The sequence below is a fragment of the Rheinheimera lutimaris genome (assembly GCF_013283795.1).
GTDB classification, from domain to species: domain Bacteria; phylum Pseudomonadota; class Gammaproteobacteria; order Enterobacterales; family Alteromonadaceae; genus Alishewanella; species Alishewanella lutimaris.
Map to the genome: position 1 here is coordinate 1 of NZ_JABSOD010000004.1, position 13,849 is coordinate 13,849.

Consider the following 13,849-nt stretch of genomic DNA (forward strand, 5'->3'; position numbering starts at 1 on the left):
TACTTTTGACGTCAGTTATTTTTAGGGGGTATTACCGAAGGGCCTGATAACAAGTTCGGTATACAAGTACCGCTTGAGCGATGAGGCACCTGTGCGCGAAAGTTATCAGGGCTGGAGCATGGCTAACACCATGAATCTCACGAGCCGAATAGACGTATGCAGTCATTCACCGCCAAGTTTGATCACTTTGTGCTTGCAATAGCGGGGGGAGTCCATAGATAACTTGTTAGGGCGGTATCGCTGTTACTTAATAAACTGCACAAACATAAACACAACAACCATGACTAACATAAACTGAGCCATAACCGAGAAAAAGCTAAAATTTGCTATACGTTTAAGAGTCAGTACAAACTTGTTTAGTGATTTACCTGCATCAGCACTTACCCAAGCATCACTTACATTTGATGTATATTCGTGCAACTCTCGACAACTATATGGGTGCTTAAAATATAGAGCCTCTGTATCAAGACCTTTGGCTTTACAGTGTTTAAGTAACTGAATTTCCATAAATATACTTATAAAGAAAGGTGCGCCAATACCTAGCAGTGACAACCCGATAATAAATAATGAAATTATAATTACCACAACCTCATAAACTGAGAGCTCACCGAAATCTGGTTGGTAGCCAATCGCAAGTCCCACTGAGACAATACCAAAGCCAAACATAGCGGCAAGGCCGCTCAAGAGAAATATTGCTGCGAAAAGCCCCGAAAAAATATAAGTTACAATCCTTGAATTCATATCGAGAGAGCCCTAACGCCCCGCGCATGCGCGCGAACGTGTGAGCGTCGCAGGGGCCGTAGGCCCCGAATGACGCGGATTGTTAAACGGTTTACGACACTGCATATAAACCAACAAACTTTGATGCTATTAAAAGTACGAAACCAATTACTAAGCTTACATTTCTTGCTCGGAACATTAGCTCACTTCTCTTGCCTATTATTGTCAGGCCTTTACCAGATTTTGAGACATATTCTGCGAGCATTTCTTGTTTATCAAGGGCATCAGTTTTTAATATTTCTTTTCGTGTATCGCCATCAATTACTGGCCCTGGCGCATTGATAATTTTATTAATAACGTCAAGGTGTTCACTAGCTTCTATCTTCCTCAAGTTTGTTGATAGTAATGATATATCTGATTCGAGCTTAAACACGCCAACAAGAATAGAAATACATAGACAAAATAGTGCTGCAAGCTCAAATGAGTTTTGAGAAAAACCAATAGGCTCCGGCTGATATTTCGACCCGAGAAAAGTAAACAGTGTCGTTGTGAGACCGACGACAAAATAGTCATATTTTTGTTGTGCTTCTTTCCAGCTTTTCCAAGCTTCCAAACTAAGCTTTGCCATGAGTCTCCTTACCGTTTAACGCCGCGCACACGGGCGACAAAGACGCGCCAGCGGGTTTGGCGTCCCAGCGACCGAAGGGAGCGAGTGCTGCGCATTGTTAGCGGCGACAACCAACTTACCCACGCGGCACTGCCGCCAAGCGATACCGAACAACGGCACCCATGTGCAAAATTAAAAACGAAACCAGCCAAGTGCGATACAACGAAATGGCTGGAACCTAAAAACTTAAAGGCCAGCGGAGCAAAAGTGCCAAAAGGAACAACGCTACCGCACCATCAGAGATTGCACCTTGCCAACAAACTGGCGAACTTTGCGTTTTGGCTTTGCCGCTAAAAAAACGGAACGTGAGCAAAGCCAAAATAGAAAACCTTAAAAGCCCAAACACCCCGACAGCCGGCTAACGCACGCCTAAACGGCGAGCAACTTGTTGCGAGTCCAGCGGCCGTAGGCCGCGATGTTTAAGGCGCTTGTTAGGCATTTATTTTATCTTTCAGGGCTTCGACAAGTTTAAAAGCATTTTCACCCAATAAGCTTTGATGAAGCTCAAAGATATTTTCAGCTAAATCATAAACTTCCGATGCTAATAGCTCTCGCTCGTGAACACCCTTTTTAGTTGAAATTATTTTTTCAGGTGCATTTGATGCGAAATATATCTGACCATGAACCAATTTATTTCTTTTCTCCAAAAGGTTCACAGTCTTATCAAGAGCTTTATCAAGGCTTTCGAGAGTATGATCATTCGCATCTTTAATCTTTTGTTTGCACCACTTAATTTTGTCGCTAACTCGAATTGTCTCATGGTGCTCAGGTCTGGGAAAGGCCAAACCCAACCAACGGCACAATTCTTCTATTTCTCTTTCTAAGTGAGAAGCCTGAATAACCATGTATCCAACACCTCTGATCAAATCTTCGTCTCGATCCATGCTCTACAGCCTAACGCACGCCTAAACGGCGAGCAACTTGTTGCGAGTCCAGCGGCCGCAGGCTGCGTTGTTTAAGGCGCTTGTTAGGTTTTTGCAATGTACGCATATACGGTTAACTCAACTAATAAATACCACAATACACATCCTAGCGAAATTCCGGCGGATATAATTGCTTCCTTTTTCCCATAATGTTCCCCTTCAAGTCGTCTGCTAAAAATAATGAAGCCAACAATGAAGAAGCAAATTAGATAAGGTGGAATGAAAATTTGGAAACCGTGTACGTTTGACGCAATAGCTGTTTGAGGTGCAGCAATGACAGCTCGAACAACAAACGCAATTATGGCCGTTAGATAAATAGCACGAAACGGATTATTGATTCTACATAATAGATAACGTTTCCCTAGCAACTTTAAGAAAATGGCAGGTATCAAAGTAATAACAAGAAACCCGACGCAGATTACAAGCCCGATAAGAAAGAATGGAGGAACAAAAGTCATAATTGCCTAACGCTCAAAGCAGCTGCGCGGTGCGCGTCGGCTGCCTTTGCTTGTTAGCAGCCCACACCAGACTTGAGCGGCTTGCCGCACTGGCAAACCTGAACAACGGCACGGCTGCTTTTTATTAAAAAATATACCAGTCAGCTGCGATACGGCGAGCCAACCGGAACCTTTAAAACTGATAAGCGAAGCCAGGAAGAACAACGCTACCGCCACAACCGTTTGCAGCAAACCGACAAACTGGCGAGCTAAAACTTTTGGCGCTGCCGCTAAGAAAACCAAACGCGAGCAAGGCCGGAAAAAAACTACTGACCAAAACCCTTAAAACCACGAATGCCTGCTAACGCTAAGCTCAGCCGCAGTTCGTAAGTTGATTTTTTGTGGAATACTTTTGCGTAGCAAAACCACAAAAAAGCGACTTACGAACTGTCGAGCGCACGAAGTGTGCGGTGCTGGAGCGCCTTGTTATACATTTTCTTAGATTGTTAAACTGCATTTACTTTATTAACGAGTTTATATGCCCGATCTTGTAAAACGTAGTAGTTGAATGAATGCTCAACCAAACCGTACTTTTCCATTTCAACACAAATTTCTCTTACCTGTAGCTCTGTAAAGCGTGACTGTATGTGCGCTCTTTCAAAGAGTTCTGTCTCATGAAGTTTATACGTGTCTGAAATTTTGAATACAATGAATATTTGTTGCCAATCGATTGGTATAACTTTAGGTGCTCTTCTCCATGAGAACTTTACTTTCGGCATCCATTTTTTATGGAACTTTATGCCCCAAAAAGATATTTCCTTTCGTGGCTCGGCCAAGTAGTAGACGACCAGAAACACTATAATTGTTACGGTGGCGACACTGACCAAGCCAAACTTTATAATTAACTCAATCATCGAGAATTGCACCTATGTATAACGCTAAGTTAAGGGGCGGGCTTTAGCCCGTCCCAGCGAGCGCAGCGAGCGGCTTGAATGCCTGGTTAGGCCAAAATGCCGTGGCTGGCGCAATTGACGAAACAACCCGTTGCCGGATATTGGGCTTTGAGCATACGCGTGCAAACCTTCCGGTAAAAGTGCATGGGAATGCAAGACACCAGCACACGCTAACTCCCCTACTACCTCGACGCGAATTTGAGTTTGTTGGCGCAAATGTTCCGGGGCGGATTTGGACAACCAACGTGACATGAAGGATGGCAAAGAAGTTTGAGTTTTATGGCGCAGATGTTCCGGCATAGGTTCGGATGAACGACGCAAAATTGAAGACTGGCAAAGAAAACTGTTATTTGAACGCATACTTCCTTGTTCCGTTTTTGATCTTCAGCCTAACGCTTATTCGGCGGAAAAATCCGTATTTAAACACGGACTTTTCCGTCTTTGTAAATTTTATACATGTGACATTACTGAGAATTAACTAAATTTACAACGATTTAGTGATTCAAATATTCGCTTCAGATAGAAAAGTACGGATTTTTCCGTCTAACAAGACCTGCTTGACATTTTAAAATTAACTGTATACTTAAACAGTGCTTATTTGGAGTGTAGCCATGCCTGAATCATCGCCTTTTATGCAGTTCATTGCGGAGGAAATGTATACCCGACGCTATGCAAAGCGGACTGTTGAAACTTATTTGCATTGGATAAAGTTTTTTATTTTATTTCACAAAAAACGTCACCCCAGTGATTTGCAAGATGAGCACGTAGAGCAATTTTTAACTCACCTGGCGGTTAGCCGAAATGTAGCTGTGCAAACACAGGCGCTTGCACTTAATGCTTTGAGCTTTATGTATAAAGAAATACTTAAAAGGCCATTGGCGTTGACCCTAAACTTTAATCAGGCCACTAAGCCGCGTAAATTGCCTGTAGTGCTAACCAAGCCCGAGGTTAAAACGCTCTTAGCCTGTATTGACCCACAGTATTTACTGCTGGCGCAGCTGTTGTACGGTAGCGGCCTGCGATTAATGGAAGCGGTTAGGCTTAGGGTGAATACTGTTGATTTTGACTATTTATCGCTGATGGTTTGGAATGGTAAAGGCGGCAAACATCGCAGGGTAACTTTGGCGCCAGAACTCATTGAGCCGCTACGCCGGCAAATTGATCTGGTAGACGCGTTTTACCAGCAGGATATGCAGACTGCAGAATTTGCCGGCGTGTGGTTGCCGTTTGCTTTGGCGCGCAAATACCCGGCAGCGCCAAAAGAGCTGGGTTGGCAGTATTTGTTTCCTTCTGCCCGCTTAAGTATCGACCCACAGTTTAATTTACTTAGACGGCATCATATTGATGAATCTGGTTTGCAAAAAGCAGTGCGCATTGCAGGGAAAAAAGCTGCGCTCGCTAAACAGGTAACGTGTCACACCTTACGCCATTCCTTTGCTACCCATTTACTTGAAGCGGGTATGGATATCCGCACGGTTCAGGAACAGCTTGGCCACTCCGATGTAAAAACCACCCAAATTTATACTCACGTGTTGAAACAAGGCGGCAATGCCGTTAAAAGCCCGCTATCCCAACTGCTGTAAAAAAAGGCGCCGCAGCGCCCTTTTCAACTTACACAGATTGTTTAAAAACAATCACCCGGCACGCGAACAAAACCTTCCATAAGCACCCGCGCACTGCGGCTCATTATGGCTTTGGTTACTGTCCATTCCCCTTTTACCTGTGTGGCGGCTGCGCCTACCCGTAACGTACCCGACGGGTGGCCAAAGCGCACGGCTTCGCGCGCTACACCACCGGCTGCCAGATTTACCAGGGTGCCGGGAATAGCAGCAGCGGTACCGATGGCCACGGCGGCGGTGCCCATCATGGCGTGGTGCAGTTTACCCATCGACAGCGCCCGTACCAAAAGATCGATATCGCCGGCATCTACCTGTTTGCCACTGGATGACACATAGCTTTGTGGCGGCGCAACAAAAGCAATTTTCGGCGTGTGTGCCCGAGCTGCAGCTTCGCTGATATCACTAATGAGTCCCATTTTTACCGCGCCGTAAGCGCGGATAGTTTCAAAGCGTGCTAGTGCGGCGTTATCGCTATTTATCATATCCTGCAGTTCAGTGCCGCTGTAACCGATGTCGGCGGCATTAACAAAAATAGTCGGGATGCCGGCGTTAATCAGTGTGGCTTTAAAAGTGCCGATACCGGGCACGGCTAAATCATCTACGATATTTCCGGTGGGAAACATCGCACCACCGCCCTCGCCTGCATCGGCGGCCGGGTCTAGAAACTCAATGGCGACTTCCGCTGCCGCGAAGGTTACACCATCCAGTTCAAAATCGCCGGTTTCCTGCACCTCACCATTAGTGACAGGTACATGGGCAATAATGGTTTTACTGATATTGGCCTGCCAGATGCGCACAGTGCAGATACCGTTTTGCGGGATGCGGTCTTGTGCCACTAAACCATTACTGATAGCAAAGGAGCCTACCGCTGCAGTTAAGTTGCCGCAGTTGCCGCTCCAGTCAATAAATGGCTTATCTATTGCCACCTGACCAAACAGGTAGTCGACATCATGCTCAGCTTTACTACTTTTGCTTAGAATCACCGTTTTGCTGGTGCTGGAGGTGGCGCCGCCCATACCGTCGGTGTGTTTACCGTATGGATCCGGGCTGCCGATCACCCGCAGCAGCAGCTTGTCACGGGCTGTGCCAGGCACTTGCGCGGCTTTGGGTAAATCGTCCAGTTTAAAAAACACGCCTTTGCTGGTACCGCCACGCATATAGGTGGCCGGGATTTTTATCTGAGGAACAGCCATTACACCGCCCCTTGCAAAAAGTCCTGCGCAAAACGCTGCAGTACACCGCCGGCTTCATAAATCGACAGCTCTTCTGCCGTGTCTAAACGACAGGTTACCGGCACGTTCAACGTTTCACCATTGTTGCGGTGAATAACCAGCGTTAACGTAGTACGTGGTTTGCGCTCGCCCACAACGTCATAGGTTTCAGTGCCGTCCAGGCCCAGTGTAATACGCGTTGTGCCAGGTTTAAACTCCAGCGGCAATACACCCATGCCAATTAAGTTAGTGCGGTGAATACGTTCAAAGCCCTCAGCCGCAATAGCTTCAACCCCGGCTAAACGCACGCCTTTGGCTGCCCAATCACGCGATGAACCCTGGCCATAATCGGCACCGGCGACAATAATCAGCGGCTGCTTGCGCCCCATGTAGGTTTCTATCGCCTCCCACATCCGCATAACTTTACCTTCCGGCTCAACTCTTGCCAGTGAACCGGGTTTCACCTTGCCGTCTACCACTACCATTTCATTAACCAGTTTCGGGTTAGCAAAAGTGGCGCGCTGCGCGGTTAAGTGATCGCCGCGGTGGGTGGCGTAGGAGTTAAAATCTTCTTCCGGCAGGCCCATTTTGTGTAAGTATTCACCGGCGGCACTGTCTAACATAATGGCGTTTGACGGTGATAAATGGTCGGTAGTAATGTTATCCGGCAACAGCGCCAGCGGGCGCATACCTGTTAATGTACGCTCGCCGGCTATGGCGCCTTCGCCCTCGGTTTGCCAGTATGGCGGCCTGCGTATGTAGGTGCTTTGTGGCCGCCAGTCGTACAGTGGCGTAACCTTATCACCGTAATCTACCTCTACGGCAAACATTGGCTCGTACACTTTACGGAACTGCTCCGGTTTCACGCTTTGTGCCACCACTGCATCAATTTCAGCATCGTTTGGCCAGATATCTTTTAAGGTGATCGCATTACCGTTTTTATCATAGCCCAGCACATCTTTTTCGATATCAAACCGGATGGTGCCGGCAATAGCATAAGCGACAACTAAGGCCGGAGATGCCAAAAACGCCTGCTTGGCATAAGGGTGAATACGGCCATCAAAGTTACGGTTGCCGGATAAGACTGCAGTGGCATATAAGTCACGCTCTACCACTTCTTTTTGGATAACCGGGTCCAGTGCGCCGCTCATACCGTTACAGGTGGTACAGGCAAAACCGACGATACCAAAGCCCAGTTGCTCTAACTCGCTGAGCAAGTGGCCTTCTTCCAAGTACAGCTGCACCGCTTTGGAGCCGGGCGCCAGTGAGGTTTTTACCCACGGCTTGCGGGTTAAACCCAGCTTATTGGCATTGCGTGCTAACAAACCGGCGGCAATAACGTTGCGCGGGTTAGAGGTATTGGTACAACTGGTAATAGCAGCAATAATAACGGCGCCGTCCGGCATTTCACCTTCTACCAGTGCATATTTACCGGCAATGCCTTTTGCAGTTAAGTCGCTGGTAGATAAACGCGCGTGCGGGTTTGACGGCCCGGCCATAGTGCGGCCCACAGACGACAGGTCAAATGTCAGCACCCGCTCGTACTCGGCCGTGGTTAAGCTGTCGCTCCACAAGCCCGCTGCTTTGGCGTAGGTTTCTACCAGTTTTACCTGTTGTGGCTCACGGCCGGTCAGGGTTAAATAATCCAGTGTTTGCTGGTCAATACTGAACATCGCCGCGGTGGCACCGTATTCCGGCGTCATATTGGATATGGTAGCCCGGTCACCCAAACTCAGGCTGGAGGCACCTTCGCCATAAAACTCCAAATAAGCCGATACCACTTTTTCTTTACGTAAAAATTCGGTCAGCGCCAGTACAATGTCGGTTGCCATTATGCCCGGCTGCGCTTTACCGGTAAGCTCTACGCCGATAATATCCGGCAGGCGCATCCAGCTGGCGCGGCCTAACATTACGCTTTCGGCTTCCAGACCACCCACGCCAATGGCGATTACGCCCAGCGCATCTACATGCGGTGTATGGCTGTCGGTACCTACTAAGGTGTCGGGGAACGCCACACCATCAAGCGCATGCACCACCGGTGACATCCGCTCTAAGTTGATCTGGTGCATAATGCCGTTACCGGGCGGTATTACATCGACGTTTTTAAAGGCCTTTTTCGTCCAGTTAATAAAATGGAAGCGATCGTCGTTACGACGGTCTTCAATGGCGCGGTTTTTATCAAAGGCGTCTTTTTCAAAGCCGGCATGCTCTACCGCCAATGAGTGATCCACTATAAGCTGGGTCGGTACCACAGGGTTAACTTTGGCCGGGTCGCCGCCTTGTTCGGCAATAGCATCACGCAGGCCGGCTAAGTCGACCAGCGCGGTTTGGCCTAAAATATCGTGGCACACTACCCGGGCCGGATACCACGGGAAGTCTAAATCGCGTTTGCGGTAAATCAGCTGCTTTAACGCATCGGTAAGCATGGCCGGGTCGCAGCGACGCACCAAGTTTTCGGCATGCACGCGCGAGGTATAAGGCAATTTGGCATAGGCGCCGGGTTCTATGGCATCGACAGCGGCTTGGGTGTCGAAGTAATCCAGCGCGGTGCCGGGCAGTTTTTTACGGTATTGGCTGTTCATTGTATTTACCTGTTTGTCTTGGTTATAACCAGACTATGGTGTAACGCACAAACCGGCTTGACCACACCAACACGCCGTAAACCCATCCCTGGGGGCTCGTCTCAGCCCGTCCGGGGCTTCAACGGTTGGTTTAGATCAAGCCGATTTGGCTTTATCACTTGTCGCTGATGCACGCTGCAATGTGAGGTTGGAACCCCGCTGGCGCAGCCACAGAGTGTCTGAGTCCTGCCGTAGGCATAAGGACGAGTTGCTGTGGCGAGCATGGCGGGTGTTGCAACCGATCAGTTGCCACATCCACTTATCAGTAGCACCTGCTTAACGCTCTGCTATCGGCTTTACACTGCGTGGCTCTACACCAACGTAGTCGGCACTTGGCCGGATAATACGGTTATCGGCGCGCTGCTCCATCACATGCGCGGCCCAACCGGTTAAGCGGCTGCAAACAAAAATCGGTGTAAACAGCTTAGTCGGTATCGCCATATAGTTGTAGGCCGAGGCATGGAAGAAATCGGCATTACAAAACAGCTTCTTCTCCCGCCACATTACCGCCTCACAGCGCACTGACACGTCATACAACCGCGTATCGCCATTGGCCTTCGCCAACTTCTCTGACCATTGCTTAATTACGGCATTGCGTGGATCTGACTCTGCATATACTGCATGGCCAAAGCCCATAATTTTTTCTTTGCGCTCCAGCATCCCCAGCAGTTTTTGCTCGGCATCATCCGGGTTAGCCATTTTTTCAATCAGCTCCATCGCCGCTTCGTTGGCACCACCGTGCAGCGGGCCGCGCAACGAACCTATAGCACCGGTAACGCAGGAATGCATATCGCTCAGTGTTGAAGCACATACCCGGGCGGTAAAGGTAGAGGCATTAAACTCATGCTCGGCGTATAAAATCAGCGAGGCTTGCATCACTTCAACATGCAACGCGCTTGGCTTTTTGCCATGTAAGGTCCACAAGAATTGCTCAGCGACAGAGTCGGCGTCGGTTTCAACCTCAACGCGCTTGCCATGGTGGCTGTAGTTGTACCAGTAGTTTACCAGGCCCGGGAAAATCGCCAACATCCGGTCACTGGCATCTTGCTGCTGTGTAAAGTCAGCTTCTGTTTCCAGATTACCCAGCATAGAGCAACCGGTACGCATCACATCCATTGGGTGGGCACTGGCCGGAATACGCTCTAATACATCTTTTAATGCCTGCGGTAAGCTGCGCAGACTTTTCAGTTTGGCTTTATAGGCCGCAAGCTCTGCCTCATTTGGCAACTCGCCTTTTAAAATCAGGTGTGCCACCTCTTCAAAGCTGCATGTCGCGGCCAAATCTTTTACGTCATAACCTCGGTAGGTTAAGCCTGAGCCGGTTTTACCTACTGTTGATAATGCTGTTTTACCTGCAACCTGGCCACGCAGGCCTGCTCCGGTGAGTTGTTTTGCATTTGCCATTGTCTTGTCCCCGTTTTCTTTGAATTTATTCCGGCTTATTTTTGTTTGCTGCTAAACAGCTGATCCAGCTTTTGCTCAAAGCTATGGTAGTTTAAAAAGTCATACAGCTCAGCGCGGGTTTGCATGCTGTCTACCACGGCTTTCTGATCGCCGTTGGCTAAAATAGACTGGTATACGTTTAATGCCGCTTTGTTCATCGCCCGAAACGCACTAAGCGGATACAGCACCATGGCCACACCCACATTGCCCAGCTCGGTTTTATTAAACAGCGGTGTTTGGCCAAACTCAGTAATGTTGGCCAGTACCGGCACCTTAAGAGCCTTGGTAAACGCCTGATATTGCTCCAGCGTGTATACCGCTTCGGCAAAAATAGCATCGGCCCCTGCTGCTTCACAGGCCAGGGCGCGTTCAATGGCGGCGTCTAAGCCTTGCTGCGCTAACGCATCGGTGCGTGCCATAATAAAAAAGCTTTCGTCAGTGCGGGCATCAACACTGGCTTTTACACGGTCAACCATTTCGTCCAGGCTGACAATTTCTTTGTTCGGCCGGTGGCCACAGCGTTTTTGCGCCACCTGATCTTCAATATGAAAACCGGCCGCGCCAGCGCGGGTCATTTCTTTTACCGTGCGGGCGATATTAAATGCCCCGCCCCAGCCGGTATCAGCATCGACTAACAACGGCAGGCTGGTAGCGGCGGTGATGCGGCGGATATCTTCGCACACGTCGTTTAACGACGTCATACCCAGGTCGGGCAAGCCGAAAGAGGCATTGGCCACACCGGCGCCGGACAAATACAACGCCTGGTGGCCGGTGCGCTCGGCCATCATTGCCGTATAAGCATTAATAGTACCGACGATTTGCAGCGGTGTGTTAGCGCTTATCGCGGCGCGGAATTTTTGCCCTGCTGTCTGTGTGCTCATGTTAAGTCCCCGTTTGTTCAAGTTGTTTTTCAATATTGCGCCTGGATGCGGCAATGTGGCGGCGCATCAGTAAATCGGCAAGTTCACCATCGCGGTTGGCAATGGCATTAAGAATAGCTTTATGTTCGTCAAATGCCCGTGATACCCGCGGCCCGTTCATACCCAATTGCACGCGGTACATCCGCACTAGGTAATACAGCTCGTCGCACAATATATTGATAAGATATTCATTTTTGCTGCCCAGAATGACACGGTAATGAAAATCCAGATCGCCGGCTTCCTGGTAGTAGCTTTCGCCTTCGCGCACCCGCTGCGTGTTCAGATGTTGGTCCAGCAAGGCGCGCAGCTCGGCAATCTCAGTATCAGCCATATGCTCGGCGGCTAAGCGGCATGCTAAGCCCTCTAAAGTTTCGCGCAACTGATACAACGACAGCAGCCCTTGTGTCGACAATTTCACTACCCGGGCACCGGCATTAGGAATACGTTCAATTAAGTGGCAACGCTCCAGGCGGGCTAATGCTTCACGCAGCGGCGCACGGCTTAAGTCAAACTGCTTGGCCAGCTCCGGCTCACTGATTTTGCTACCGGGCGCAATATCGCCTTCAACAATAGCACGCTGAATTTCCAGCAAAACCCGGTCTGCAGCAGTAATGGGCGAGCGTAAAGAAGGATGTAACGATGCCATATATTGTCGACATAAAATTCAGATTGGTTAGTTTTAAAGCCTTTTTGTGCCTAAGTCAAGCCAGCTACAGATAACATTGTCGACAATAAGACTAAAGTTTGTCTACTATTGTTTGCAGCGCAAGCCACACTAAATAGCATTAGCGCCCACAGTTATTCACACTTGGCCAGTGCTTTTTTCAGACTATTTGTTTATAAAAACAGCAATTTTAATTCTCGGAACGCCTAACAGCGGCAGATAATACCGTCGCCCCTAAAACAGGTTCAACGCAGTAACACTGCCTGCTTCACGGAATAAGCTGGGGATAACCTGAGGATAAGCCGGGTGTAAAATGGAAAATAGATATCAGCATCAAGGGCATCAGCAATTGAAGTAGCAGAGGAAAAAATCTGCTTTTTAACTACACTGAATCTTACCTTAACTGATTGATGTTGTAACGATAGCGCACGGCTCATTCCCTATGAGCCATTCCCCTAAGCCCGGAACAATGCGGATTGGTTCCGGGCTTCTTTTATGCGCAAATTGTGTGCTGATTGACGTTAAGCAGCCTTTAACCGTTAACTTCTTTCTTTACCCGGTTAAACAGCGTGTAAAAATTCTCAGTGGTGGCCTGTGCCAGTTGCTCAAGGCTGATACCTTTAACTTGTGCAATCGCCTCTGCCACCGCAGTAACATAGGCCGGCTGATTAGTTTTACCGCGAAACGGCACCGGCGCCAGGTAGGGTGAGTCAGTCTCTATCAGTAACCGCGACAGCGGGATCTGCTTTACCACATCACGCAGCTCATCGGCATTGCGAAAGGTCATAATGCCGGAAATAGAAATATAAAAGCCCAGGTCCAACGCGGCTTTAGCCATATCCAGGCTCTCGGTAAAGCAGTGCAGCACGCCTCCGGCTTTATCGGCCTGATGGCTGCGCATTAACGCTAAAGTATCTTCACGTGCATCCCGCGTATGAATAATCAGCGGTTTATTCAGTTGGTTTGCTACCTGAATGTGGCTGACAAACGCAGCCTGCTGGCTAAGCTTAGCCTCGGGGGCATAAAAATAGTCCAGCCCGGTTTCCCCTACCGCCACGACCTGCGGCAGGCTGCATTGCTGCAGTAACAGTTCGGCATCAACAACATCTTGCTGATGCAGCGGATGCTCACCACATGACACTGAAACCTGCGGATAGGCGGCAACTAACTGCGACATTTGCGCAAACTCTGCCAGGCTGACACAGACACATAGCATGTGCTCCACCTGTTTTGCCTGTGCTGCGGCAATGACATCTGGCAACGTCATGCCAAGTTTATCCAGCTCTAAGCGGTCGAGGTGGCAATGTGAATCTACAAACAAAATAATACTCTCTGTTTAAATGGTATAGGTTGGATCCGGCGCGTTAAGCATGCCACCGAGCAATTTTTCTATTTTTGCACCTAACTGCGATTTATCGTCAATAAAAGTGATGCCAATGCCGGCAGGGCTGGAGCTTTGTGAACCGTGTGGCGTGATCCAAGCCACTTTACCCGACACCGACAATGGCTCCAGCGCGTCAGGCAAGGTGACGCTTAATGCCAAAGATTGACCCATTTTGTATTGTCTGGGGGTGCGGACAAACAAACCGCCGTTTTTTAAAAACGGCATATAACTGCGGTACAGCTCTTTAATGTCATTAAATCCAATCGACAGTTCTTCCATAACTCCTC

The 13,849-nt window shown here is 48.8% G+C and carries 12 protein-coding genes; 1 reads left to right on the forward strand and 11 read right to left on the reverse strand.

Going from position 1 to position 13,849, the window contains the following annotated elements; genetic code table 11:
- Nucleotides 1-243: 243 nt before the first annotated feature.
- The 4 genes from HRH59_RS04570 to HRH59_RS04585 form a co-directional block, all read right to left on the reverse strand.
- Nucleotides 244-741: a hypothetical protein gene (locus HRH59_RS04570; protein WP_173500101.1), complete on the reverse strand. Its 498-nt coding sequence runs from the start codon at nucleotides 739-741 to the stop codon at nucleotides 244-246.
- Between the two features lie 91 nt (nucleotides 742-832).
- Nucleotides 833-1,348, reverse strand: coding sequence for a hypothetical protein (locus HRH59_RS04575; protein WP_173500102.1), 516 nt, complete (start codon nucleotides 1,346-1,348; stop codon nucleotides 833-835).
- 470 nt (nucleotides 1,349-1,818) lie between these two features.
- Nucleotides 1,819-2,271 (reverse strand): hypothetical protein, encoded by a 453-nt coding sequence (locus HRH59_RS04580; RefSeq protein ID WP_173500103.1) that lies wholly within the window; start codon nucleotides 2,269-2,271, stop codon nucleotides 1,819-1,821.
- Nucleotides 2,272-3,253: 982 nt separating this feature from the next.
- On the reverse strand, nucleotides 3,254-3,661 hold the full coding sequence (locus HRH59_RS04585; RefSeq protein ID WP_173500104.1) for a hypothetical protein: 408 nt from the start codon (nucleotides 3,659-3,661) through the stop codon (nucleotides 3,254-3,256).
- Between the two features lie 692 nt (nucleotides 3,662-4,353).
- Between HRH59_RS04585 and HRH59_RS04590 the strand changes: the two genes are divergently transcribed.
- The gene (locus HRH59_RS04590; protein WP_408015044.1) at nucleotides 4,354-5,283 is read left to right on the forward strand and encodes an integron integrase; all 930 of its coding nucleotides are present in this window, start codon (nucleotides 4,354-4,356) and stop codon (nucleotides 5,281-5,283) included.
- Nucleotides 5,284-5,324: 41 nt separating this feature from the next.
- Here HRH59_RS04590 and prpF read toward each other — a convergent pair whose 3' ends face one another.
- From prpF to HRH59_RS04625, 7 genes are all read right to left on the reverse strand, one after another.
- On the reverse strand, nucleotides 5,325-6,512 hold the full coding sequence (gene prpF / locus HRH59_RS04595) for a 2-methylaconitate cis-trans isomerase PrpF (protein ID WP_173500106.1): 1,188 nt from the start codon (nucleotides 6,510-6,512) through the stop codon (nucleotides 5,325-5,327).
- Nucleotides 6,512-9,112, reverse strand: coding sequence for a Fe/S-dependent 2-methylisocitrate dehydratase AcnD (gene acnD, locus HRH59_RS04600; protein ID WP_173500107.1), 2,601 nt, complete (start codon nucleotides 9,110-9,112; stop codon nucleotides 6,512-6,514). The genes prpF and acnD overlap by 1 nt, the downstream gene beginning before the upstream one ends.
- A 315-nt stretch (nucleotides 9,113-9,427) precedes the next feature.
- The gene (gene prpC / locus HRH59_RS04605; protein WP_173500108.1) at nucleotides 9,428-10,555 is read right to left on the reverse strand and encodes a bifunctional 2-methylcitrate synthase/citrate synthase; all 1,128 of its coding nucleotides are present in this window, start codon (nucleotides 10,553-10,555) and stop codon (nucleotides 9,428-9,430) included.
- A 35-nt stretch (nucleotides 10,556-10,590) separates the two neighbouring features.
- A complete protein-coding gene (prpB, locus tag HRH59_RS04610; protein ID WP_173500109.1) occupies nucleotides 10,591-11,475 on the reverse strand; it encodes a methylisocitrate lyase in 885 nt (294 codons plus the stop codon).
- Between the two features lies 1 nt (nucleotide 11,476).
- On the reverse strand, nucleotides 11,477-12,160 hold the full coding sequence (locus HRH59_RS04615) for a GntR family transcriptional regulator (RefSeq protein ID WP_173500110.1): 684 nt from the start codon (nucleotides 12,158-12,160) through the stop codon (nucleotides 11,477-11,479).
- A 550-nt stretch (nucleotides 12,161-12,710) separates the two neighbouring features.
- Complete coding sequence (locus HRH59_RS04620; protein ID WP_173500111.1) at nucleotides 12,711-13,499, reverse strand: TatD family hydrolase; 789 nt, start codon at nucleotides 13,497-13,499, stop codon at nucleotides 12,711-12,713.
- Nucleotides 13,500-13,514: 15 nt separating this feature from the next.
- A complete protein-coding gene (locus tag HRH59_RS04625) occupies nucleotides 13,515-13,841 on the reverse strand; it encodes a PilZ domain-containing protein (RefSeq protein ID WP_173500112.1) in 327 nt (108 codons plus the stop codon).
- Between the last annotated feature and the right edge of the window lie 8 nt (nucleotides 13,842-13,849).

Coding starts and splice junctions, on each gene's coding strand:
- HRH59_RS04590 (WP_408015044.1), top strand. CDS start 4,354: ATGTATACCCGACGCTATGCAAAGCGGACTGTTGAAACTTATTTGCAT.
- HRH59_RS04580 (WP_173500103.1), bottom strand. CDS start 2,271: ATGGATCGAGACGAAGATTTGATCAGAGGTGTTGGATACATGGTTATT.
- prpF (WP_173500106.1), bottom strand. CDS start 6,512: ATGGCTGTTCCTCAGATAAAAATCCCGGCCACCTATATGCGTGGCGGT.
- acnD (WP_173500107.1), bottom strand. CDS start 9,112: ATGAACAGCCAATACCGTAAAAAACTGCCCGGCACCGCGCTGGATTAC.
- HRH59_RS04615 (WP_173500110.1), bottom strand. CDS start 12,160: ATGGCATCGTTACATCCTTCTTTACGCTCGCCCATTACTGCTGCAGAC.
- prpB (WP_173500109.1), bottom strand. CDS start 11,475: ATGAGCACACAGACAGCAGGGCAAAAATTCCGCGCCGCGATAAGCGCT.
- prpC (WP_173500108.1), bottom strand. CDS start 10,555: ATGGCAAATGCAAAACAACTCACCGGAGCAGGCCTGCGTGGCCAGGTT.
- HRH59_RS04570 (WP_173500101.1), bottom strand. CDS start 741: ATGAATTCAAGGATTGTAACTTATATTTTTTCGGGGCTTTTCGCAGCA.
- HRH59_RS04575 (WP_173500102.1), bottom strand. CDS start 1,348: ATGGCAAAGCTTAGTTTGGAAGCTTGGAAAAGCTGGAAAGAAGCACAA.
- HRH59_RS04625 (WP_173500112.1), bottom strand. CDS start 13,841: ATGGAAGAACTGTCGATTGGATTTAATGACATTAAAGAGCTGTACCGC.
- HRH59_RS04585 (WP_173500104.1), bottom strand. CDS start 3,661: ATGATTGAGTTAATTATAAAGTTTGGCTTGGTCAGTGTCGCCACCGTA.